Genomic DNA, 22,036 nt, shown 5'->3' with positions numbered 1-22,036 from the left:
ATTACTTCTGTTTTTGGTGTATTATTGCGCCGAAGTTCAAAAAAAGAGCATTCCAATAATGCCCCATAACAAAATACAGCTTCTTAAGCGTCTGTCATAAAGACTCGAACGCAACTCAATAATAATAAAAATAAACACGGACTTGTTTTAGCAGGAATATCCCTGAGAGGGTCACTATTGTCTAAATTTTGTTAATTGAGGAAATTTGAATGATTAAGAAGTTAATGGATAATCTTGGTTACATATCAAAAAATGATTGCTTCAAGATGATGCATATAGATGGAAAAGGGTATTTAGAATCGACCAAATCAATTAATTGCTCGACAGTACCTATGTTAATTGCCTGGCATTTATTTGAAGCAGTAATTGAGTTGCTAGAAAACAATATTGAACAATTTAATGAAGAAAATACACCTTATATTCTTTGGCGTAACCAAGGAATTATAGACCCACCAATGGCTTTCGGCTTATTAATGACTTACATAATCAACCATCCTGACGAAAATCACTTATCTTTATTCAATCTTGCCATTAGATGCGTGAAGGCGTCGGAATTTAATGCATCAAAAAATTGAGAAAACCATGGAAATACTAGATCTAGAAGATAAATGGTTCTACAGACTTGTTAAAGTTATGTACATCTTTTTTTTAGCAATAGGATTTATTGGGGTACTATTTATGGGATGGGGTTTAAAACCATATCCATATATCAGCTATGAAGACAGTTATTTAGTCTGTCTTCATGGGTTACATTCATTCAAAGACGCTGAACTATACCTTCCTTCCGACTCAATAAAATTTAGTTCTTATTATGATAAAAAAGCCCGAGGTTTATGCATTAATAATGCTATTAAATATATTAACAATAGAGAGGCTATTAGCAAAAAAGAAAAAGGCATTGATCTTTTAAAAGATGAAATGACACCAGCTTTAGCGCGAGCTGAATTAAAGAGGCGAAAATTACTTCGTCCTACAGATCCAATTGGGCATTATGAAATCAATTTAGAGTATAACAAAACTGGAAGCTGGATAAGCGCAATAAAATTATGGTTTTTGGGTTCTTTGATTGTTTTTTTTATTTTTACTCTAATTAAACAATCTCTACTCTACATCGTGTATGGCAAAAAATTTACTTTAAATTGGTAGAAGAAAATATGAAAGAAAAAAACAGAATAAGCAGATTTTTTAAGTGGTGGGAATGATGGACGCAGTTACTGAGCACTGGTTGGAAACTAAAATATTTTATCGATTTCTAAAAGTATCGCATGTATTTTTCATAGCTATTTTGTCATTCGTACCCATATTAATTAGTGCAGAGCCCTTTATTGAGCATAACTGGGCTAATGCGTTAATGATTCTAATTATTGGGTTGGGTGCAAGCTACTTTATTCCAACATTAATTAAACACTTGTTACTCTATATTGTATATGGCGTAGAAATGGTTTATTGGAATAAATTTATTGCAACAACAAGCACGATACATAAATACATTATTCAAACACTCAATAAATATCCTAAAATTATTTACCTCTCAGGAATTTGTATTTTTTATGCACTGGCTTTTTTAATAGATGATTCTTTTTTTACATTAGTGGGTTTTTGGATGTTCGGCTTTCCACTAATTAAATTTATTCTTTTATGTAAAAAAGCATTTATAGACAAAAATTATGACGCTAAAGGTAAGCTCTGGGATATTTGGGAAAATACAATAACCTATACAATATTAGCTTGTGTTGTCGCTATTTATACGATTTGGAAAGACCCAAATCTTCATTATGTTTTTGAGGCCATATTAAAATATATCAACTATATTTGGTATTTCTTTGGTATATGCTACTGGATTTATATTGTTTGGTTGCTAATAAAATCTTTGACAAATGGAGCCCCAAAAGCCGCGTTTAAGATCTTATTTTCAAATTTAATAGCAGTAGCACTATGGGTAATGATTTTTTATTTCTACGATATAATTAAAAACACAGACTTTCATTTATGGAATTTTAAGTCTCTCGTAAGTTATTTCTCATAAACAAGTGCGGCAATTTTCTACAGTAGAATTTACATCAATTCAGCTCATTAAGAAGCTCTTTACTTAACTGAATAGTTTGCCGCACCTGTTGTTTAAAAGCCCTAGCCTCTGCCGTATTGCCACCATGTACAAGAGCATTAGCGTTACCTAGTGGAGCTCCTGACCCTTTTGCTCCACCATGAAGCCGACAACGTGATTTGCCTTTCATAGCAGGGCAACGGCACGGTTTGCCATTACTCACTTTAGCCCTTGCGCCACACCTTGGTGCCTTATTAAAAGCAAACATATTTTCTCGGTCTATGAGGTTGTTTTAATATTTGCATCTGAACGCCCCATATTGCCCTGAATATTCCCTACTACTGCCTGACCTCCCTGATGTACATCAACACGCTCAACAATTATTTTTTGCCCTCCAACGCCGCGTAGTTTAGCAAGCATGTTTGCTTGTTGAACAAAGCAATTCGCTAACTTTATTGCAGCATTGGTATAGTATGTCTTTAACCCCAGACTATCACTAACATTGGCGTAAGCCATAGAGCGCTGCTGCAATTGATGAACTGATAACATTTGAGCTGCCAGCATTGATTCAAGCCCATTCTGAGCGCCAAGAGCAGTAATTCCTTCTGCACACAAGGACTTTGCTTTTTTAAGATCAAATTTTTCACTACTAATGTTATTGCTAGCTAAGGCTGCCTCATGGATTATGTTTCGAGTAAATTTGTCTTGCTGTTCAATAACAATATTATTTTGTGATTCTGACATAGATGCTACCAATTAATTGATTGAGCTAAAATCGATTATCGCAGCAATCCTACTACTCATGAAGTAGTTTTTCGGCAGTTGTTTCATGGGGCACTGGTGGGGCACTCAGAAATAAAAAACCACGACAAACTGCAATCAGTGGCAATAAGAAAATTCGACTAATTTATTGATTTTACTAGAAATGTTGGTGGGCCCACTAGGACTTGAACCTAGGACCAACGGATTATGAGTCCGCTGCTCTAACCAACTGAGCTATGGGCCCGGAGAGTTGCCATTGTAATGGTTAAATAGATTTAATGCCATAAGATTTTAACTTTTTTATGGGTAATTAAGTATTTTATCTTATTAATTAATCCTATTATATCTCGTCACCTTCCAGGAAGCTGCGTAGTTTTTCGGAACGTGATGGATGACGTAGTTTACGCAAAGCTTTTGCTTCAATTTGGCGAATTCTTTCGCGTGTTACGTCAAATTGTTTGCCTACTTCTTCCAAGGTGTGATCGGTGTTCATTTCTATACCAAAACGCATGCGCAATACCTTGGCTTCTCTTGGTGTTAATGTCTCCAGAATTTCCAGAGTGGCTTCACGTAAACCTTCGGCTGTCGCTCGATCAATGGGGGATTCAATATTATTGTCCTCAATGAAATCACCTAAATGAGAGTCATCATCGTCACCAACTGGTGTCTCCATAGAAATGGGTTCTTTAGCAATTTTTAATACCTTACGTATTTTATCTTCGCTTAAATCCATTTTTTCAGCTAATTCTTCGGGAGTTGCTTCTCGGCCAGTTTCTTGCAGAATCTGACGCGAAATACGATTAAGCTTATTAATTGTTTCAATCATATGAACAGGAATACGAATGGTGCGAGCCTGATCTGCAATTGAGCGAGTTATAGCCTGACGAATCCACCAGGTCGCATAAGTAGAGAACTTATAACCCCGTCGATATTCAAATTTGTCTACCGCTTTCATAAGACCGATGTTACCTTCCTGAATTAAATCCAGAAATTGTAAACCGCGATTTGTGTATTTTTTAGCAATGGAAATAACCAGACGCAGATTTGCTTCGACCATTTCTTTTTTGGCACGTCTTGCTTTGGCTTCACCAATCGACATCTTCCGATTGATGTCTTTAATTTCACTAATGGTTAAACCGTATTCTTCTTCAAAAGAGGCCAGACGGGTTTGTAATTGTTTGATCTCTTCTGCGTGTTCTTCGATACGAGCCATATCAAGTTTTTTGACAGATTGGCTAACCAGATCATCCAGCCATTTTAAATCGGTTTCCTGGCCTGGGAATGTATCAATAAAGAGTTTGCGTGGAATACGTGCTTTCTCGATGCAAAGCCGCATAATGCTACGCTCAAACTCTCGAATATGATTGCGTAACTGCCTGAAGTGGCGGGTAAGCCTATCGACCTGACGTGAAGTTAATTTCAATTTCAGGAAAGAATCAGACATGATTTCCAGTAACTCAATGGTTTGGGGCGTGGTGCGGCCATGCTCCCTTAATGCTACCATGGCGTTATCAAAATTTTCACGCAATTCATCGAAGTAAATTTTCGCTTGTTCCGGATTCGGGCCGTCATCGGTTTCAACGATACCTCCTTCACCCTCTTCGCTTTCTTCATCCTCTATTGCGGCTGAGTCCATAAATTCATCTTGCTGCGACTCATCAAGCATAGATCCTATACTTGCAGCAGGCGCTATTTCTTCTGAATCAGAGAAACCGCTGATAATTTCGCTTAAGCGCATTTCTTCGTCAGCAACGCGATCGTAATCTTCCAGGACTAATTGAACTGTTTCCGGGTAATGAGCCAGGGATTTAAGGACTTGATAAATCCCTTCTTCGATCCGCTTGGCAATACGTATTTCCCCTTCGCGGGTGAGAAGTTCTACTGTACCCATTTCACGCATGTACATACGAACAGGATCGGTTGTCCGTCCAGTTTCCTTATCCACCGAAGCGAGAACAGCCGCTGCTTCCTCAACGTCTTCAGGTGCTTCTTCAGTTGTTCCTAAGAGCGCCAATTCATCATCGCTCGGAGGCAATTCGAATACTTTGATGTTCATGCCTTCCAGCATGCTAATAATAACATCAAAATGTTCGGTATCGACGATATTGGGTAACAAGTCGTTAATCTGTGCGTAGGTCAGATAATTCTGTTCTTTACCCAAGCTGATGACTTTGGTGATCTGTGAGCGCTGTTGTTCTTGGTCATTCATGGTCATAGGCACTTATCAAGTGAGTGATTAAAAGCTACAAAAAGGGTTTGATTATAAACCTGCTATCGCAAACTTGCCAGTATATTTTGAGTTAATTTTTATCATACAAAGTTTGATGTCTTTGTTTCATCATTTCTTGTAATGTTAACTGCTCTGCAATAGTTAAGCCTTGATTACGTGATTTTGCAAGATATTGGTTAATTTTATTTTCTAAATTCTGTTTTTGCAAAAACAAAATGATATCTGTAAATTTTTTTGTCAATTCTTGCTGAGGCTCTTGATGATCCCAGCCGGCTAATTTGGTTAGAGGTTCAAAAAAAGGAGTATTCCTCCAGGCTTCAATAAGAGTTGCTGTTGTTGTTTCGGGAGATTTTTTAACCTGATAGAGCAGTTTCTGCAAGATCTCCTGTCCTTTACCATCAAGTAAATCAGCGTTGATCTGATTTTTACATTGATTGAAAATTTCCGGGTTTTGAATAAGCAATGCGATAGCCAGCCGGATAGGAGAATGAGTAATTTTTTTATTGCTGTTCGCGATTGTTTTTTCTGGCAAATTTTCATTGATAAGCTGAATGATACGATAGCTTTCAATATGGGATAAACGGGCCAATTCATGGAGTAATAATTGTTTATAGGGACCATCCTGCATTTTTAACAGATAAGGTTTTGCTGCATTAATTAACTGACTTTTCCCTGCCATGCTGAAGCGATCAATTCCTTGAGCAATAGTATCAAGAAAAAAGCGATTTAGTGGGGTTGCGTGTTGGATAAAAGTATTAAATTTTTCTCTGCCTTCCTGTCTTACAAGACTATCCGGATCGTACCCATCAGGGAGAAAAATAAAACTCACATCAAGACCTGTATTTAACTCAGACAGGCAATTTTCCAAAGCCCGCCAGGCTGCCTTACGGCCGGCGCTATCTCCATCAAAACAAAAAATTAACTGTTTCGTATATCGGGATAATAACTGGATATGATAGTTGCTTGTTGCCGTGCCCAGTGTTGCGACTGCATTAGTGATCCCATGCTGTGCGAGAGCGATAACATCAATGTATCCTTCAACAATAAGTATATTGTCGATTGTTTTATGCTCTTGTAAAATTTGATGTAGCCCATATAGCTCACGACTTTTCTGGAAAATTACTGTTTCAGGTGAATTTAAATATTTTGGTTTTTGTTCCTCATCGATAGCTCGTCCACCAAAACCAATAATTCGACCCTGTCGGTCGTGAATGGGAAAGATAATGCGATGCCGATAACGATCATAGGTTTTGCCATTTTCTTTTTTAATGAGCATGCCTGTTGCGATGAGTTCAGTTTTGTTCCCTTTAAATAGAGCTTCCAGTGTTTGCCAGTCTGGGGGGGCATATCCCAATTGATATCGTCTGGCTATTTCACCATTAAGGCCACGTTTCCGTAAATAGTCAATGGCAATCTGGCCATTCATTTTCAACGTTTGCTGATAGAATTGACTGACTCGTGCCAATATCTGGTATAACGTTACGACTTGCTGATTTTTTTCAACTTTGCCATCTTTTGGAACTGACATGCCCAATCTGGCAGCCAATGTTTCTACAGCATCAGGGAAACTCTGATTTAAATAAGCCATAATGAAGCTAATAGCGTTACCACTCACTCCACAGCCAAAACAATGATAAAATTGCTTTTTAGCAATTACGTTAAAAGAAGGCGTTTTTTCGTTGTGAAAAGGACAACAGGCAATAAAGCTATTGCCTTGTTTTTTAAGCGGCAGATAACCATCAATAAGCTCTACGAGGTCGGTTCGGCTAAGCAGTTCATCAATAAATGGCTGCGGGATTAAGCCAGACATAAGTGGATGCTAACTCAACTTGGCCTTTATGATCATGCTGATCTCCCCCATATCTGCTCGACCCTGTAACTGCGGCTTTAATAGTGTCATAACTTTGCCCATATCACTTATTTTAGTGGCTGCCGTGTCTGCAAGTGCTTTAACAATCAATGCTTCAATTTCAGCCTTTGTGAGCGGTTCGGGCAGATAATTGCTAATAAGCTCCAGTTCAAACTGTTCCTGGGCTACCAGGTCTTCGCGACCCGCAGCTTGAAATTGAGCAATAGATTCTTTGCGCTGTTTAGCAAGCTTGTCCAGAATAACGAGCATTCGCTCTTCATCAACGACAATGCGTTCATCAACTTCAACCTGTTTGACAGCAGCAGTAATAAGACGCAAGGTATCCAATTTCTTTTTATCCCTGGCTCGCATAGCGTCTTTCAGATCGTTACTAATGCGGTCTTTAATAGCCATGGTTATTTACGTCTGTGTTTAAGGCTACGACGAGCGGTTGTGTCACGAGAAATTTTTTTAAGATGACGTTTTACCGCAGCTGCTTGTTTGCGCTTACGCTCAGCAGTAGGTTTTTCATAAAATTCGCGACGACGTAATTCAGTAAGTATTCCTGCTTTTTCACAGGAGCGTTTGAAACGACGTAGTGCGTATTCAGGATTTTCGCCCTCTTTCACACGAACGGTAGGCATTAATTAGTCCTCTGGTTTAATTGAATACAATAGGCTGGCAATTCTAGTGCCACTTATTGGAATCGTCAAGTTTATATTAACAGTTTATATTAACTATCTTAACCGGAATGTTATTATGATGCGACTGCAATATAGGGATTATAAGCATTTTTAAGGTATAATTAAACGTTTGGATTGTTTATTTTGAGGCAGATTGTTAATGCGAGTTCTGGGAATAGAGTCTTCCTGTGATGAAACGGGTGTGGCTATTTATGATTCTGAACGGGGATTATTGGCTCATGCGCTCCATTCGCAAGTAGCTACACATCAGCAATACGGTGGTGTGGTTCCTGAGCTTGCTTCGCGAGACCATGTAAAATATTTAATCCCTTTAGTGGATGAGGCATTGCAACAGGCTAATTTGGCCAAAACGGCCATTGATGCAATCGCGTATACAGCAGGCCCTGGTCTGATCGGCGCGCTGTTAACGGGCGCCTGTTTCGCAAAGAGTCTTGCACTGGGACTTAATAGACCAGCTTTGGGAATTCACCATTTGGAAGCCCATTTACTTGCTGCAAAACTGGATACTCCGAGCCTTGAGTTCCCATTTCTTGTTTTACTTGTTTCCGGTGGGCATACGCAATTAATAGAGGCGCGTGCGTTAGGCCATTATCAAATTATTGGTGATACACTGGACGATGCGGTTGGGGAAGCATTCGATAAAACCGCGAAATTAATGGGTTTACCCTATCCTGGCGGTGCTGTTTTGGCAGGACTTGCCGATAACTGTCCCGCCTGCGAAGCAAAGACTTTACCTCCTTTTCCTCGACCGATGACAGATAGACCGGGGTTTGATTTTAGTTTTAGCGGTCTTAAAACGCACGTTTTGACTATCTGGAACAATAGTTCCAGGGATGAGAAAGCTCGAAGGATAATTGCCCATGCTTTTCAGGAGGCGGTGATTGCTACTCTTTTTATTAAATGTAAGCGAGCACTTAAACAAACAGCAAGCCATCGTCTTGTTGTTGCTGGAGGAGTAGGGGCGAATCGTAGTTTACGTGCGGCGTTAACTGCTTTAATGCAAGACATCCCTGAAGGAAAAGTTTATTTCCCACGTACAGAATATTGCACCGATAACGGGGCGATGATTGCTTATGCTGGCTGTTTACACCTCTTACGGGGAGATAGAGATGAGAGTTCCGCCATTGCAGTGAAAGCTCGCTGGCCACTTGCATAATTAGAGGCCAGCGCAAGAATTTAATGGTTTTTCTTATTTTGTTTTTTTCTGTCTGAAGGAATATCTTCCAGGTTTTCTTCATCGCTCGGAACCAAGGCTTCGTCCTTGACTTCCTCTACGATAGCCGCGTCAATTTTTGTTTGTAGTGTGCTTCTCGTAAATTGAATCCGGGGTTCTTCGCCATCAATTAATCGCGTAATATTATCGCGATGTTTATAAAGAATAAACAGCGTAATAAAAAACAGGGGAGGGAAGGTATCAAGATGACCAATAGTAATCAGCGAGTAAAAGGGGGCGAGAATCAGGGCCACGATGGAAGCCAGTGATGAATAGCGAGTAAAATTGGCTACTAATAGCCATGTGGCTATAACTACTACGCCGAGAATGAAATGTAAACCAAGTAAAGTACCAATCGCTGTTGCTACTCCTTTACCTCCTTTGAAATCAAAAAAAACAGGGTACATATGACCCATAACTGCTGCAAAACAGGTAAAACTGACTGCAATGGGTCCTGCGCCAAGCACTTTTGCCAGTAGAACGGGAAAAAGTCCTTTTAATAAATCAGCAAATAAAACCATGACAGCATATTTTCTACCGGCTAAACGTAATACATTGGTTGCTCCCGGGTTTTTGGAGCCTTCAGTACGCGGATCAGGAAGAGAAAAAATGCGACTAACAATCACTGCGGAACAAACGGAACCACATAAATAACCCAAGACTACAACGAAAATAAATAGCAGAGCCGCCATGAAGCCTCTCCTCATAAAGTAAAAATCTATTATTAAGGAAAGTCAGCCTCTTGTGAAGAGAGAATCTCCAGTGTTGTTCTTTTGTTAATCAGGTGAAAACGCGGATAATAAGATTTCACGCCGGATCATCAGGTAAAAACATTTCCTGCAAATCATTTGTATAACGACGTCCTAACGAAGTAACTTGCCAGAAATGTTCATTGAGTCTAATAAGTCCTTTTCGCGCGGCTTTATCAAGTAAAGGACGCAAATGTACAAAGGACAGACCTGTTCGTTCATAAAACAGATGATTAGGTATTGGCTGTTCCAGACGGGTAGTATTCAGCATGAATTCAAATATCAGGGAATTCACGCTAACCACCTCCCTTGTTACAAGAGCAGTTTTAGTCGCATGCAAATAATCAGCCGGTTGTCGTTGTTTACGAGTGCGGTAAATCTGTTGAGTATTTTTCGTAGTGATTTTACCATGAGCGCCTGCACCGATACCTAAATAATCACCAAAAAGCCAATAATTCAGGTTATGCCGGGCTTCTTTGTCAGGCTTGCAGAATGCTGAAATTTCGTAGCGTTGATAGCCTTTTTGAGCCAGATTGACAAGGCCAGTTTCTTCTAATAGAGAAGTCTCATTTTCATCAGGCAAAACCGGACGTTGTTTGTAAAAAATGGTATTAGGCTCGATGGTTAACTGATACCAGGATAAATGTTCAGGTTGGTATGATAGTGCCGTATTCAAGTCAGCTAACCCCTGTTCAACGGACTGATTGGGTAAACCATGCATGAGATCTATATTGATATTATCAAAGCCAGCTTGCCGCGCTGTTTCAATAGCTTGATGAGCTCGTTGATCATTATGAATACGCCCTAACGCTTTTAAATGTGTTGCGCTAAAACTCTGAATACCTAAAGATAAGCGATTGATCCCTATCTGACGATAGTCATTAAAACGTTGTTGCTCGACAGTACCGGGGTTTGCTTCAAGGGTAATTTCAATGGCTTTACTAAAAGGTACTCGTTGTTGTAACTGTTCGAATAACAAAGCATAAGATTGTGCAGAAAATAAACTTGGTGTTCCTCCTCCAATAAAAATAGTGTGAATTTCACCTGGAGAGAAAAAGGCCAAATCCGCTTCAAAATCAGCAATTAAAGCATTAACATATTGTTTTTCAGGGATAATTTCCGGGCTTTTATGAGAGTTGAAATCACAATAAGGACATTTGCGAATGCACCAGGGGATATGAATATATAACGACGTGGGTAATATCATTTACAGCAATTCCTGCCACTAAAATAAAACAAAAGAAATTTGGCGTATAACAAGAGGATAACATATATAGTCTGGTTTGTTGCATAATTGATTATGACAGCAGACTGGCTTTATGAAGAGAGAGAATAGTATCATCAGACTATTTAGTAGCGATTTTTGTCAGGATAACAGATCAGAATGCGAGAAAAACCAGTTTGTACGCAAAAAACAGTGATCGCCAAATCAAATTTGTTTACTATTGAGCAGGTACATCTTCGTTTTGCTAATGGAGTGCGCCGTGTGTTTGAGCGTATTCGCAGCCATGGTCATGGTGCAGTGTTGATTGTGGCTATTACTGCAAGCGATTCACTCTTGTTGGTGCGGGAATATGCGGCCGGTATTGATTCTTATGAATTGGCTTTTCCTAAAGGGCTAATTAATCGAGGGGAGTCTTTATTTGCAGCCGCCAATCGGGAATTACAGGAAGAAGTGGGGTTCGGCGCAAAAAAATTGGACTGGCTTAAAACGCTCACTTTAGCACCAGGTTACTTTGGAGCGCGTCTTGATGTCATTGTGGCTCGAGACTTATATCCATCTTCTTTGGTGGGAGATGAGCCAGAACCTCTCGAAGTAGTAGAGTGGCCTTTAAGCGCTATAAATGAATTGTTGGTACGTCCTGACTTTTCTGAGGCGCGCAGCATCGCTGCGCTTTTATTGCTAAATCAATGGTTAGTAGAGGAAAAAAATGATAAATAAACGAGTTAGAGTAGCAGTAACAGGGGCAGCAGGGCAAATTGGCTATGCGTTGTTGTTCAGAATTGCGTCAGGCCAAATGTTTGGTCCCCATACTGAAGTTGAATTACAGTTGCTTGAATTAGAGCAGGCTTTGCCCGCACTGGAAGGTGTTGCTATGGAATTAGAGGATTGTGCCTTCCCGCTATTAAAACGAGTGGTTTGTACCTCTGATCTGAATCAGGCCATGGATCGCATCAATTGGGCTTTATTAGTGGGTTCTGTACCACGAAAACAGGGTATGGAGCGTTCTGATTTGTTGCAAATTAATGGCGGAATTTTTACCAGACAGGGACAAGCGATTAATGACAATGCTGCTGAAGATGTGCGGGTTTTTGTGGTAGGTAATCCTTGTAATACGAACTGCCTGATTGCCATGCATCATGCCAGAGATATACCGAATGATCGATTTTATGCCATGACCAGCCTGGATGAATTAAGGGCTCGTGCTCAACTGGCAAAAAAAGCAGGGGTGGATGTTACTAATGTGAGTCAAATGGCTATTTGGGGAAACCACTCATCAACTCAATTTCCTGATTTTTATAATGCGAAAATCAATGGATTGCCAGCGGCAACAGTAATTGATGATGAAGTTTGGTTAAAAGACAGTTTTGTACCTACCGTGCAACAACGAGGTGCAGCCATTATTAAAGCACGAGGTGCTTCTTCCGCGGCTTCTGCTGCTAATGCAGTAATTTATGGGGTGGGCCAATTAATAAATGATACACCAGCCATGGAATCTTTTTCTGTCTGTCGAAGTTCTCAAGGGGAGTATGGTGTGGATGAAGGTCTGATTTTCTCATTTCCCTGTCGTCATGAACATGGTGAAATTAAGGTTGTTGAAGGATTAACATTCAATGAATACAGCAAACATAAATTTGATGAAACGCTGGCCGAGCTTCGACAAGAGCGCGATACAGTGAAAAGCTTGGGATTATTAGAAGGGTAGCTTATTGTAAGCACTTATAATAAAGGCGCGGTCTAAACAGAGTTAACGTGCGTTGGATAAGTGCAAGGGCCTGCTTGGGGTTATCAAGGCAGGTCCTGCTATTATAAAATTGGCCCATTAAAGTATATAAACTCAGGCCATGTTGGACAAATGAGAGAGCCATCTTATTAAAGCCATTTTAGATGCCAAAATTCAACAAAGTTTATTTTTACTTAATCATACCGTAGTTGAAGGAAATATTACTTGTGAAGGCGGCTCAGCTATTATCTATGTAGATAACACGAGCACAATTCATGACGAAGTCATTGGGGCTGAGATTAAACAGTTTAATCCAAAGTCTGAGACAAATTAACGCTTCACTCTGCAAAAAATGAAGAGCATACAGTTTTTTACAATAATAAAGGAGTCATTATATTTTGGTTCAATGTAACTGGTTACGACAAACGCCTTGATTGCCTTATTTTATAATAAACGGTTGGGACAATAATCATATTGAGAAGTGTAGAGGTAAATAGGCCGCCTAGTAACACTTGAGCTAAAGGTCTTTCTAATTCTTTACCGACAGGAGAGCCCCATAATAAAGGAATTAAACCGAGTGCCGCGGTTGTTGCGGTCATTAATACGGGGATGAGGCGATCAAGCGTTCCTTGTATTACAATTTGTTTCAGCGGTTTTCCTTCTCGCTGGAGTTGATTGTAATGACTGATTAAAATAATACCGTTACGAGTTGCAATACCAAAAAGAGTGATAAATCCAATCATTGCTGCAATACTCATCTCACCACTGAGAAAGAAAAGGGATAAGACGCCGCCAATCAAGGCTAATGGTAAGTTGCAAAGGATTATAAGGGATTCAGTGAGTGTACCGAATGCTTTGTACAACAAAAGCAACATGATAAAAATGACCAGAATTCCCAAAAATAAAATAGTGTGTCTGGCTTGTTGCTGACTTTGAAATTGACCGCCATACTCAATAAAATAACCGGCAGGAAGTTTAATTTCTTCTTGAATTTTTTGCTTGATTGTAGAGATTATATCCGCTAAATCAGCGCCTTCTACGTTAAATCCGATAGTAATCATACGTTGAACATTTTCTCGGCTAATGGCAAAAGGTTGATCTTCTTCTGAAATTTGAGCTACGGCTCGCAAAGGTATCTTGTCGCCATTGTCAATACCTTTTCCATGCGCATCAATTAACATGTCTTGCACAGCCTGAACATTGGCGCGACCAGATTCTGCCATTCTTAAGAAAAGATCAAAACTCCGCTGGCCTTCCAGGATACTGGAAACCCGACGTCCATTTAGTAAAATTTGTACATCCTCAGAAATTTGCCCAATAGTTACACCATAGCGGGCTGCTTTATCACGATTGATCTTGATAATTAACTGAGGCACAGCAATTTGTTGTTCCATGTTAATATCAACAATTCCGGGTAGCTTTTTCAACAAAAGCTCGACCTCTCGCCCTGCCTGATTCAAGGCAGGTAAGTTTTCACCAAAAATTTTAATAGCAACCTCAGAACGTATACCCGATAAAACTTCATCCATGCGATGAGCTATAAACTGTCCCACATTGAAAACAGCGCCTGGAATAAGTGCCAGGTCCTGCCGGATGCGTTTGATTAATTCTGCGGGAGGCACGGATTTATCCGTGTCAAAATCAAGATTGACATCAAATTCACTCACGTTAGGAGGGAGCGCATCCTCATCAACTGTACTTCGCCCGGCCCGTTGTGATATAGAAATAACCTGAGGGTATTTTAATAACTGCTTTCGTACTTCTTCGCCAATACGCATTGATTCGGCAAGTGAAGTGCCTGGTAAGGTGGTCATTGCAATAATAAAATTTCCCTCATGAAACTCAGGCAAAAAAGTGGATCTGAAAAAAGGTAACAGAGCCAAGGTCAAACCCAATGTTATGATTGCAAGGGTAATTACCAGCCAGAAATGATGAAGAGCCCATTGAAGAAGTGGTTGATAATGTTTCTTAAGCCAAAGAGCGAAACGGGTCTCTTTGTTATCTTCATAAGTGCTATTATCAAGCTGCAAATGCTGTTGCTGAGATAAAGGATGTAAATGAACAGAAGGCGTGTCAATGTCCTTTTGTTTTTCCTTGCTATCCACTAAAAGCAGGTAACACAAAGCGGGCACCAAAGTAATTGCCACAACCAGTGAGCCGATTACAGACGCAATATAAGCAATTGCTAAAGGACTAAAAATACGTCCGGCTACGCCAGAAAGGAAAAAAACAGGCAAAAAGACCAGACTAATAATAAGTGTCGCGTAAATAACAGAATTTCTAATTTCAAGTACTGCATCAAAAACAATAGTGATTGCAGGGAAAGGATTAGCCAACAGACGATTTAAACGTAAACGTCGCAGTGCATTTTCAACAGTAATAATACCATCATCAACCACTTCTCCAATTGCGATAGCAATACCGCCTAATGTCATGGCATTAATACCGAAACCCCATAAATGCAGCACCAGAATCCCAATGATGAAAGAAACAGGCATTGCCAAAAAGCTAATAAAAGAAGCACGCAGATTCATCAAAAAAATTAACAAGACAAGGATGACAATAATTGCACCCTCAAGCAGTGCGAAGCTTAAATTTTTAATTGCTGCTTCGATAAAATTGGCCTGACGAAACACGGTCGTATCTAATTTTACGCCGGCAGGGAGCGATTTTTTAATTTCCTCCAGAGTGTGTAACACTTTAGTAGTTGTAGAAAGAGTATCTGCACCATAGGATTTAGAAATAGTACCAATAACAGCTTTATCCAGGTTAAAGGCGGCATCGCCTCGTTTGATTTCGCCGCCGAAAGCAACTGTTGCGACATTGGCAATGGTAATGGGAATTCCTTTTCGGGTTGTTATAATGGTATTTTTAATATCGTCTAATGTTTTGATGCGCCCAATGGTGCCAATCACTAATTCAGTCCCTGATTTTTGCAGAAAGGCGCCTGGAACATTGCGATTGGAGTTCTCAAGGGCCTGGGTTACCTCTTCTACGCTAATACGATAAGCAAGCATGCGTGCCGGGTCAAGAAGAACCTGGTATTGTTTAACCTCGCCACCTATGGAAACTACGGAAGCTACTCCGCCTGATGCGAGTATACGCGGGCGAATGATCCACTCTGAAATAGTTCGTAAATCTTCTGCTGATACCGTGTTGCTGGTTAAAGCATATTTGACAAGCCACCCGACAACAGAAGTTACTGGCAACATAATTGGATTGCTACCCGCAGGTAATTGTCCTTTCACCTGTTGAATACGTTCATTGATCAATTGTCTATCGCGATAAATATCGGTTTTATCATCAAAAACAATAGTAATTGTAGAGAGTCCTACTGCCGTTTTTGAACGTACGTGAGTTACTCCCGGTGTGCCATTAATCGTACTTTCTAAAGGATAAGTAATTAATGCTTCTACTTCTTCCGGGGTCATCCCGGGTGCTTGTGTTTGGACAATAATCTGCGGAGGGGCAAATTCTGGAAAAACGTCAACAGGCATATGTTGAAGGGTATAGATACCAAAAAGACAAAGACAGAAGGTGATTGCTAAAATGAAAAAACGGTTATTAAGTGACCAGGAAATCAGATGATTAAACATCTTGACAGCCCCCTGGTATATCTTCCAATTCGCGAATCCTGGTTGACACTCTGGTTTCTCTCATGAAGAAGTATCTCCTGTTGGCTGAGGTTGATACCCTGTAAGCCAAAGGGTATAAAGCTGCCGGTTTCCTTGAGTAACCACTTCATCACCGGCAGCTAACCCACTAAGAATTTCTGTATAATTATGGGTAGTGATACCTGTTGTTACCGGAACATATCGATAGGTATCCCTCTGACGTTTAAAAACAAATTTTTTTTCGTTGGCTTCAATAATAGCAGCATCAGGGATGGTAAGCGCCTTGGGGTGTTTCTGTAAAATAAGATTAACTCGTGTAAACATGCCGGGTTTTAGTAAATCCTGTGTATTAGTAACCAGTATTTGAGCGTTTACAGTTCGTGTTATGGGGTCAAGATTCGGCTCGATAAGAATCACTTTACCATTAAAAACACGTTGTGGATAACCTAATACTTGCAGCTCGGCTTCTTGTCCTGCTTTTACTTGACCTAAATCTTCTTCATAAACTTTAGCAAGGGCTATAAGTTGGGTACGATTGGAAATGTGGAAAAGGACTGTATTGGGTACCACTGCTTGTCCCAGATTGACATTACGCGCATCAATAATACCTGCCATTGGAGATTTCATCACTACACTGGGAGGAGGATCACCAATCAGGAGAGACTGTACTTTAATCAGTGGCTGACCTACCTTTACTTTGTCGCCTAAATTAGCATACAACGCGGTAACGTTGCCCGAAATTCTGACGCTGACATCAGCTTGTGCATCAGGTAATAATTGCATTTCGCCATTTAAACTTAATCGTCGTTCCAAAGTACGCGGAATTACCTTTACTGTTTTTAGCCCGATCATTTTTCTTTGTTCTTCACTAAGACGTAAAATGCTCTGGCGCTGTGAAGTCATCTCAAAATGTTCACCATGAGCATGGACCAGATTAGTAATAAACAAAGAAAGAAGAAGAACTTTTAAACTTACAGGCAGATAAGATTGATGCCATTTGAAATCAGGAATGCCGTGTGAATGCATATAAATTCCTTTTATTTGTCAGATAAGGACATAACGCATTGTCTCCGTGACCTATGGATGTGCAAAATTGAACCAGAGCTTGCACGTATTTTTCGAGCATGTTGAGATACGCTGTTTGCAAATCATTCTGCTGACGTTGTATTTGTAAAACTTCCAGTAAAGAAATCTGGCCATTTTTATAAGCATTTCTTGCTAATGTAACATTACGAGCGGTCAGTTTTACAGTATTCATCTGTGCTAACTTTATAGCGTCTTGTAACGTTTTTAATTGCGTATAACTGCTTACTATTTCAGTTTGGATGGTTAGTTGCAATGCCTGTATTTTTTTTAATGCTTGGGTGCCAGCAAGACCAGCTTCCATAATACGCCCCTGATTCGAATTAAGTAGAGGTAGGGGAATAGTCACGCCAATACTTACAGCCCGATCGGCAATTTGAGGCGGTGCGCCTTGTACAACCAGTTTGTTTTGTTGGACGCCGATTCCGATGAGCCAGTCAGCCCAGCGTTCACTGCGGGCAAGTTGTTGATTGGCTTTAGCCCGATTTACATTGAACCACAGCATTTGCATGTCGGGACGTTGCTTTATTGCAAGGGCCTGTATTTCAGAGAGTGTTGGCGGGAGGTGTGCCTTGAGGGGCAACGTTTGATCTAATACGACAGGTGCTGTCGCCTCTCGTCCCAGTAATTGATTTAATTGGGTAGTTTGGCTAATGCGTAAATTTTCTAAAAGTTGTTTTTCTTGTCTTATACGCTGAAACTCCAGACTTGCGGTATTGGTATCCAGTTCAGAAACTTCTGCTGCCTGAAAACGATTTTGGGTGACTTGTACCAGCTTCTTGTTGATTGCTAAAAGCGTTTTTAATTGTTTTAAACGACGATCAGTAATAAGAATGGCGTAGTAGTAATCAGCAACCATCCCTTTAAGTTGCCGTTTGGCATTTCTCACTTCGGCTAAGGCAATAGCTATGTCAATGCGAGCAACATCTTTTTGTTTGCTTATGCGACCCGAAACAGGGAATGCCTGACTAAAACTTCCGCTACGGGTATATTCTCCTTCATGAGTTAACCATCGATCGTCTATATCGGCTAAATTTAAACTCGGATTGGGCCATAATCCGGCTTGTACTAAACGTGCTTTCGCTAGTGCAATGTTATATTGGGCGGCTTTTAAATCGTTATTATTTTGAATAGCAATTTTAGTTAATTGACCGATTGTCAAGGCAGGAGTAGCAAAAACAAAAGGTATCAGTAAAAAAAGACTTAAACCTGGAAACCAGCGACTTGAGCCTGAACCGGTCCGGGTGATGGCTACGATTGTTTTTAGAATAGGTTGTCGCACAGGGCACCTGATTTTCGGCTATAAATACATTCTAGCAATGATAATCAGGCAACACTAGAAGCAGCAGAAAGTAAAAGGGGAGGGCTAAATTTAGCTGACTGGGATCGTTATCGCTTATGGCTGAAATTGTATTAATCCAATTTCTGTTCTACATTTGGGTTAAGAGGGTAGGTTGTCTTATCGGTAGTGACAAAAGGAACAAGACCATGATTCTAAAAACATACGAGCTCGATCATATTACCCACTTGATTACACCGAATGAGGATTTTGAGATAACGCTTGATTCACCTGCATTGGATATTTTCACTGATTTTAAAAAGACAGAACCGCGGATAATCGATCAAAATATCGATCTGGTAACGGCTGAAAATTTAATGAAGAAAACGCATGTTAAATTAAAATTAGTCTTAAATCAGCAGGGTGAATTTGTGGGTACCTTGGCTTATGAGGATTTAATTGGTGAAAAAGCAATGTCTCGGGTTAACCATATTCCTCGCTCTGATATTTTTGTCAATGAAGTGATGACACCCAAAAGTTGCTTAAAGGCTATTGATTTTAGAGAAGTAAAGAAAGCCAGAATCAGCGATATTGTGGAGACGCTTAAAAATCAGGGACGACAGCATTTTCTTGTTGTTGATGGGGAGCCTCACCACATTCGGGGTATTTTTTCCGCCTCAGATATTGCCCGCCGTTTGCACGTGCCCATTAGCATAAATAAAATATCCACTTTTATGGATATTTACAATGCTTTGAATGACTAAAGTGCCAACCGTCAGTCGCCTGCTTTTATATCGGGTTGCAAGTTGGTTACCTCATGTCTGATGTAGTCGCTGGTTGTTATTGGCTAACTTACTGCTTTCAATAACGAGTAAAGACGAGCAGCGACCAGCCTTCCTGTTGAGTTAATAATTGATGTGTGAAATCAGCTTGATAGGCCGCAATTAATTCAGGAGCCTGCTCATTTAAAATACCGGATACAACCAATATTCCATTCGGTTTAATTAGTTCTTTAAATCGACTGCATAAACTAACAAGAGGAGTTAGCAGGATATTGGCAATGAGGAGATCACAGGGCTCTTTTAATATCTGCGGAAAATCAGTTTTCAATTGATGATCGGTGATTTGATTAACCAGCGCATTATTGTGGGTAGCCTGCAAAGCCTGTGCATCGATATCGACTGCATGAACTTTTGCTGCCCCCAGTTTTAATGCGGCCAGGGCAAGGATTCCGGAACCACAGCCATAGTCTATAACCGTTTTATTATGCAAATCAGCCTGATCAAGCCAGGTCAGGCAAAGAGAGGTCGTTGGATGAGTGCCCGTGCCAAAGGCTAAGCCTGGATCGAGAATAAGGTTAGCTGCTCCTTTTTCCGGAGGCTCCAGCCATGACGGACAAATCCATAAGCGTTGGCCAAAACGTTGAGGTTTAAAATCGTCCATCCAGACTCGTTCCCAATCTTTATCAGCTAATGGATTAATTGTGAATGATAAATGATCATTTTGTTGTCTTAAAATCTCTTTTGCCCGCTCGGCATCTTCCTTTTCTGTATAAAGTGCATTGATAATGACATCAGGCCACAGAGGTGTTGTACCTGGTTCTGGTTCCAAAACGGGATCATCATTTTTATCCGTTAACGTAATGGACAAAGCACCAGTTTCTTCCAGTGCTTCACTTAAGCCATCGACTTCATCGCGGTGACAATGTTCAATTTGAAGTTGGTACCACACTTCTTTACTCCTTCAACATTTTTTCCAGATAATGAATATTGGTGCCCCCTTGCGTAAATGCCTGATCATGAAGAATGCGATGATGTAGCTCAATATTGGTCTTAATCCCTTCAATGATAATTTCGTCCAGCGCATTTCGCATTCTGGCAAAAGCCTCGGCGCGGGTTTCACCATAGCTGATTAATTTACCTATCATGGAGTCGTAATTAGGCGGTACCGTGTAACTACTGTAAATGTGTGAATCGAAACGTATGCCGGGACCGCCGGGTTGGTGCAAAAGTCTTATCGTTCCGGGGGAGGGCATAAAGGTTTTCGCGTCTTCAGCGTTAATTCGACACTCTATGGCATGACCTCTTAATTGAATATCTTCTTGCTTAAGCGTAAAAGGCAGGTCGCTGGCAATTTTAATTTGCTCTTTAATCAAATCAATGCCGGTAATCATTTCAGTGACAGGGTGTTCCACCTGAATACGAGTATTCATTTCAATGAAATAAAAGCAGCCATCCTGATACAAAAATTCAAAAGTGCCTGCGCCGCGGTATTTTAATTCCTGGCAGGCATTCACTACCGATTCGCCGATTTTTTGTCGTAATTCAGGCGTAATACCAGGTGCAGGCGCTTCTTCCAATACTTTCTGATGGCGACGTTGCATAGAGCAGTCGCGTTCTCCCAAATGAATGGCGTTCCCTTTACCATCCCCTAAAACCTGAAACTCGATATGCCGGGGATTTTCCAGAAACTTTTCCATATAGACAGTTGGGTTATTAAAAGCAGCTTTCGCTTCGCTACGGGTTAAAGCAATTGCATTAAGCAAGTTCGCTTTATTATGAACAACGCGCATACCTCGGCCGCCACCGCCTCCTGCGGCTTTAATAATGACTGGAAAACCAATTTGTTCGCCTAATTCCAGATTTCGGGCGTCATCGTCAGACAGTGGACCATCAGAACCGGGGACACAGGGAACACCGGCTTTTTTCATGGCCGCAATGGCAGATACTTTATCGCCCATTAATCGAATCGTGTCACCTTTGGGACCAATAAAACGAAAACCGCTTTGTTCTACAATATCGGCAAAATCGGCGTTTTCTGCCAGGAAACCATAGCCAGGATGGATGGCAACGGCGTCAGTGATTTCTGCCGCAGAAATAATAGCCGGAATATTCAAATAACTTTTTTGTGAGTTGGCAGGACCAATACAAACGGTTTCATCAGCAAGACGGACATGTAATAAATCCTTGTCGACATCCGAATGTACAGCAACAGTTTGAATACCTAATTCCTTGCAGGCGCGTAAAATACGCAGTGCAATTTCGCCACGGTTGGCGATAACAATTTTACTGAGCATCAATTTTACCCTTTATTCTTCAATGATAAACAGGGGTTGGTCGTATTCAACCGGATCGCCATTGGCAACGAGAATATCGACAATTTTACCCGCTCTGTCTGCTTCAATTTCATTAAACATTTTCATGGCTTCAACGATGCACAGCGTATCTCCTACTTTCACTTTTTGGCCAATGGTCACAAAAGCAGCTGCATCAGGAGATGGGGAAGTGTACATGGTTCCAACCATTGGGGAACGTACTTTATGTCCTGGTTTGGCGGATTGGGCAGGTTTGGCGTCAGTGACACTGACTGGATTGGCTGATACCGCAGGAGCTGGCTGGGCTATAAATTGCTGCGTGGGGGCGGCATAATGTTGCGACCTCTCCGGAGAATAACTGTGACGACTCAAACGTACTGATTCTTCACCTTCTTTAATTTCAATTTCCGAAATGCCTGTTTCTTCCAGCAGTTCGATCAATTTTTTAATTTTGCGGATATCCATTGATA

Annotated in this window: 21 protein-coding genes and 1 tRNA gene; 7 read left to right on the top strand and 15 right to left on the bottom strand. The window is 40.6% G+C overall.

Annotation, left to right across the window (positions count from 1 at the left end):
• The first annotated feature begins 209 nt into the window (after window positions 1–209).
• The 3 genes from T345_RS0106490 to T345_RS0106480 are packed head-to-tail and all read left to right on the top strand — an operon-like array spanning window position 210 to window position 2,026.
• Window positions 210–575, top strand: coding sequence for a hypothetical protein (locus T345_RS0106490; RefSeq protein ID WP_028388634.1), 366 nt, complete (start codon window positions 210–212; stop codon window positions 573–575).
• The gene (locus tag T345_RS0106485) at window positions 559–1,146 is read left to right on the top strand and encodes a hypothetical protein (RefSeq protein WP_028388633.1); all 588 of its coding nucleotides are present in this window, start codon (window positions 559–561) and stop codon (window positions 1,144–1,146) included. Before T345_RS0106490 ends, T345_RS0106485 begins: the two co-directional genes overlap by 17 nt.
• 52 nt (window positions 1,147–1,198) lie before the next feature.
• Entirely contained in the window at window positions 1,199–2,026 is an 828-nt protein-coding gene (locus tag T345_RS0106480; RefSeq protein ID WP_156935627.1) for a hypothetical protein, read from the top strand.
• A 34-nt stretch (window positions 2,027–2,060) separates the two neighbouring features.
• On the opposite strand, the gene T345_RS0106475 is transcribed toward T345_RS0106480, so the two are convergent.
• The 7 genes from T345_RS0106475 to rpsU form a co-directional block, all read right to left on the bottom strand.
• The gene (locus tag T345_RS0106475) at window positions 2,061–2,312 is read right to left on the bottom strand and encodes an HGGxSTG domain-containing protein (RefSeq protein WP_028388631.1); all 252 of its coding nucleotides are present in this window, start codon (window positions 2,310–2,312) and stop codon (window positions 2,061–2,063) included.
• A gap of 11 nt (window positions 2,313–2,323) precedes the next feature.
• The gene (locus T345_RS0106470; RefSeq protein ID WP_028388630.1) at window positions 2,324–2,788 is read right to left on the bottom strand and encodes a hypothetical protein; all 465 of its coding nucleotides are present in this window, start codon (window positions 2,786–2,788) and stop codon (window positions 2,324–2,326) included.
• Window positions 2,789–2,973: 185 nt separating this feature from the next.
• A tRNA-Ile gene (locus tag T345_RS0106465) sits at window positions 2,974–3,050 on the bottom strand.
• A gap of 96 nt (window positions 3,051–3,146) precedes the next feature.
• On the bottom strand, window positions 3,147–5,021 hold the full coding sequence (rpoD, locus tag T345_RS0106460) for an RNA polymerase sigma factor RpoD (RefSeq protein WP_028388629.1): 1,875 nt from the start codon (window positions 5,019–5,021) through the stop codon (window positions 3,147–3,149).
• An 85-nt stretch (window positions 5,022–5,106) separates the two neighbouring features.
• Complete coding sequence (gene dnaG, locus T345_RS0106455; protein WP_028388628.1) at window positions 5,107–6,846, bottom strand: DNA primase; 1,740 nt, start codon at window positions 6,844–6,846, stop codon at window positions 5,107–5,109.
• A 9-nt stretch (window positions 6,847–6,855) separates the two neighbouring features.
• Complete coding sequence (locus T345_RS0106450) at window positions 6,856–7,299, bottom strand: GatB/YqeY domain-containing protein (protein ID WP_028388627.1); 444 nt, start codon at window positions 7,297–7,299, stop codon at window positions 6,856–6,858.
• Window positions 7,300–7,301: 2 nt separating this feature from the next.
• Window positions 7,302–7,529, bottom strand: a complete 228-nt coding sequence (gene rpsU, locus T345_RS0106445) for a 30S ribosomal protein S21 (protein WP_028388626.1) — start codon at window positions 7,527–7,529, stop codon at window positions 7,302–7,304.
• A 199-nt stretch (window positions 7,530–7,728) separates the two neighbouring features.
• Between rpsU and tsaD the strand changes: the two genes are divergently transcribed.
• Window positions 7,729–8,745, top strand: coding sequence for a tRNA (adenosine(37)-N6)-threonylcarbamoyltransferase complex transferase subunit TsaD (gene tsaD, locus T345_RS0106440; protein WP_028388625.1), 1,017 nt, complete (start codon window positions 7,729–7,731; stop codon window positions 8,743–8,745).
• A 20-nt stretch (window positions 8,746–8,765) separates the two neighbouring features.
• On the opposite strand, the gene plsY is transcribed toward tsaD, so the two are convergent.
• Together plsY and hemW are read right to left on the bottom strand one after the other, a co-directional pair.
• Complete coding sequence (gene plsY / locus T345_RS13715) at window positions 8,766–9,494, bottom strand: glycerol-3-phosphate 1-O-acyltransferase PlsY (protein WP_084273750.1); 729 nt, start codon at window positions 9,492–9,494, stop codon at window positions 8,766–8,768.
• Between the two features lie 115 nt (window positions 9,495–9,609).
• On the bottom strand, window positions 9,610–10,755 hold the full coding sequence (hemW, locus tag T345_RS0106430; protein ID WP_028388624.1) for a radical SAM family heme chaperone HemW: 1,146 nt from the start codon (window positions 10,753–10,755) through the stop codon (window positions 9,610–9,612).
• 180 nt (window positions 10,756–10,935) lie between these two features.
• Between hemW and nudE the strand changes: the two genes are divergently transcribed.
• The gene (gene nudE, locus T345_RS0106425) at window positions 10,936–11,493 is read left to right on the top strand and encodes an ADP compounds hydrolase NudE (RefSeq protein ID WP_028388623.1); all 558 of its coding nucleotides are present in this window, start codon (window positions 10,936–10,938) and stop codon (window positions 11,491–11,493) included.
• Entirely contained in the window at window positions 11,483–12,478 is a 996-nt protein-coding gene (locus tag T345_RS0106420; RefSeq protein WP_028388622.1) for a malate dehydrogenase, read from the top strand. The genes nudE and T345_RS0106420 overlap by 11 nt, the downstream gene beginning before the upstream one ends.
• Before the next feature lie 434 nt (window positions 12,479–12,912).
• Here the strand turns inward: T345_RS0106420 and T345_RS0106415 are convergent, their stop codons facing one another.
• The 3 genes from T345_RS0106415 to T345_RS0106405 are packed head-to-tail and all read right to left on the bottom strand — an operon-like array spanning window position 12,913 to window position 18,442.
• The gene (locus tag T345_RS0106415) at window positions 12,913–16,092 is read right to left on the bottom strand and encodes an efflux RND transporter permease subunit (RefSeq protein ID WP_028388621.1); all 3,180 of its coding nucleotides are present in this window, start codon (window positions 16,090–16,092) and stop codon (window positions 12,913–12,915) included.
• 60 nt (window positions 16,093–16,152) lie between these two features.
• A complete protein-coding gene (locus T345_RS0106410) occupies window positions 16,153–17,136 on the bottom strand; it encodes an efflux RND transporter periplasmic adaptor subunit (RefSeq protein ID WP_051555162.1) in 984 nt (327 codons plus the stop codon).
• Window positions 17,114–18,442 carry a TolC family protein gene (locus T345_RS0106405; protein ID WP_028388619.1) on the bottom strand — a complete coding sequence of 443 codons (1,329 nt, stop codon included), beginning with the start codon at window positions 18,440–18,442 and terminating at the stop codon, window positions 17,114–17,116. The genes T345_RS0106410 and T345_RS0106405 overlap by 23 nt, the downstream gene beginning before the upstream one ends.
• 239 nt (window positions 18,443–18,681) lie before the next feature.
• Here T345_RS0106405 and T345_RS0106400 point away from each other — a divergent pair, with 239 nt between their 5' ends.
• Complete coding sequence (locus T345_RS0106400; RefSeq protein ID WP_035918339.1) at window positions 18,682–19,236, top strand: CBS domain-containing protein; 555 nt, start codon at window positions 18,682–18,684, stop codon at window positions 19,234–19,236.
• 97 nt (window positions 19,237–19,333) lie between these two features.
• Here the strand turns inward: T345_RS0106400 and prmA are convergent, their stop codons facing one another.
• From prmA to accB, 3 genes are read right to left on the bottom strand one after another with little or no spacing between them, the layout of a single operon-like run.
• On the bottom strand, window positions 19,334–20,203 hold the full coding sequence (gene prmA / locus T345_RS0106395; protein WP_028388617.1) for a 50S ribosomal protein L11 methyltransferase: 870 nt from the start codon (window positions 20,201–20,203) through the stop codon (window positions 19,334–19,336).
• A gap of 4 nt (window positions 20,204–20,207) precedes the next feature.
• Window positions 20,208–21,548 carry an acetyl-CoA carboxylase biotin carboxylase subunit gene (gene accC, locus T345_RS0106390; RefSeq protein WP_028388616.1) on the bottom strand — a complete coding sequence of 447 codons (1,341 nt, stop codon included), beginning with the start codon at window positions 21,546–21,548 and terminating at the stop codon, window positions 20,208–20,210.
• Window positions 21,549–21,560: 12 nt separating this feature from the next.
• Complete coding sequence (gene accB, locus T345_RS0106385; protein ID WP_028388615.1) at window positions 21,561–22,031, bottom strand: acetyl-CoA carboxylase biotin carboxyl carrier protein; 471 nt, start codon at window positions 22,029–22,031, stop codon at window positions 21,561–21,563.
• Between the last annotated feature and the right edge of the window lie 5 nt (window positions 22,032–22,036).

The sequence above is a fragment of the Legionella fairfieldensis ATCC 49588 genome (assembly GCF_000621525.1).
Classification (GTDB): Bacteria; Pseudomonadota; Gammaproteobacteria; order Legionellales; family Legionellaceae; genus Tatlockia; species Tatlockia fairfieldensis.
This window is presented reverse-complemented; position numbering and strand designations above follow the sequence as displayed.

Excerpts from the sequence above, each read along its gene's own strand:
- T345_RS0106490 (WP_028388634.1), top strand. The coding sequence starts at position 210 with ATGATTAAGAAGTTAATGGATAATCTTGGTTACATATCAAAAAATGAT.
- T345_RS0106485 (WP_028388633.1), top strand. The coding sequence starts at position 559 with ATGCATCAAAAAATTGAGAAAACCATGGAAATACTAGATCTAGAAGAT.
- T345_RS0106480 (WP_156935627.1), top strand. The coding sequence starts at position 1,199 with ATGATGGACGCAGTTACTGAGCACTGGTTGGAAACTAAAATATTTTAT.
- T345_RS0106475 (WP_028388631.1), bottom strand. The coding sequence starts at position 2,312 with ATGTTTGCTTTTAATAAGGCACCAAGGTGTGGCGCAAGGGCTAAAGTG.
- T345_RS0106470 (WP_028388630.1), bottom strand. The coding sequence starts at position 2,788 with ATGTCAGAATCACAAAATAATATTGTTATTGAACAGCAAGACAAATTT.
- rpoD (WP_028388629.1), bottom strand. The coding sequence starts at position 5,021 with ATGACCATGAATGACCAAGAACAACAGCGCTCACAGATCACCAAAGTC.
- dnaG (WP_028388628.1), bottom strand. The coding sequence starts at position 6,846 with ATGTCTGGCTTAATCCCGCAGCCATTTATTGATGAACTGCTTAGCCGA.
- T345_RS0106450 (WP_028388627.1), bottom strand. The coding sequence starts at position 7,299 with ATGGCTATTAAAGACCGCATTAGTAACGATCTGAAAGACGCTATGCGA.
- rpsU (WP_028388626.1), bottom strand. The coding sequence starts at position 7,529 with ATGCCTACCGTTCGTGTGAAAGAGGGCGAAAATCCTGAATACGCACTA.
- tsaD (WP_028388625.1), top strand. The coding sequence starts at position 7,729 with ATGCGAGTTCTGGGAATAGAGTCTTCCTGTGATGAAACGGGTGTGGCT.
- plsY (WP_084273750.1), bottom strand. The coding sequence starts at position 9,494 with ATGGCGGCTCTGCTATTTATTTTCGTTGTAGTCTTGGGTTATTTATGT.
- nudE (WP_028388623.1), top strand. The coding sequence starts at position 10,936 with ATGCGAGAAAAACCAGTTTGTACGCAAAAAACAGTGATCGCCAAATCA.
- T345_RS0106420 (WP_028388622.1), top strand. The coding sequence starts at position 11,483 with ATGATAAATAAACGAGTTAGAGTAGCAGTAACAGGGGCAGCAGGGCAA.
- T345_RS0106415 (WP_028388621.1), bottom strand. The coding sequence starts at position 16,092 with ATGTTTAATCATCTGATTTCCTGGTCACTTAATAACCGTTTTTTCATT.
- T345_RS0106410 (WP_051555162.1), bottom strand. The coding sequence starts at position 17,136 with ATGCATTCACACGGCATTCCTGATTTCAAATGGCATCAATCTTATCTG.
- T345_RS0106400 (WP_035918339.1), top strand. The coding sequence starts at position 18,682 with ATGATTCTAAAAACATACGAGCTCGATCATATTACCCACTTGATTACA.
- accC (WP_028388616.1), bottom strand. The coding sequence starts at position 21,548 with ATGCTCAGTAAAATTGTTATCGCCAACCGTGGCGAAATTGCACTGCGT.
- accB (WP_028388615.1), bottom strand. The coding sequence starts at position 22,031 with ATGGATATCCGCAAAATTAAAAAATTGATCGAACTGCTGGAAGAAACA.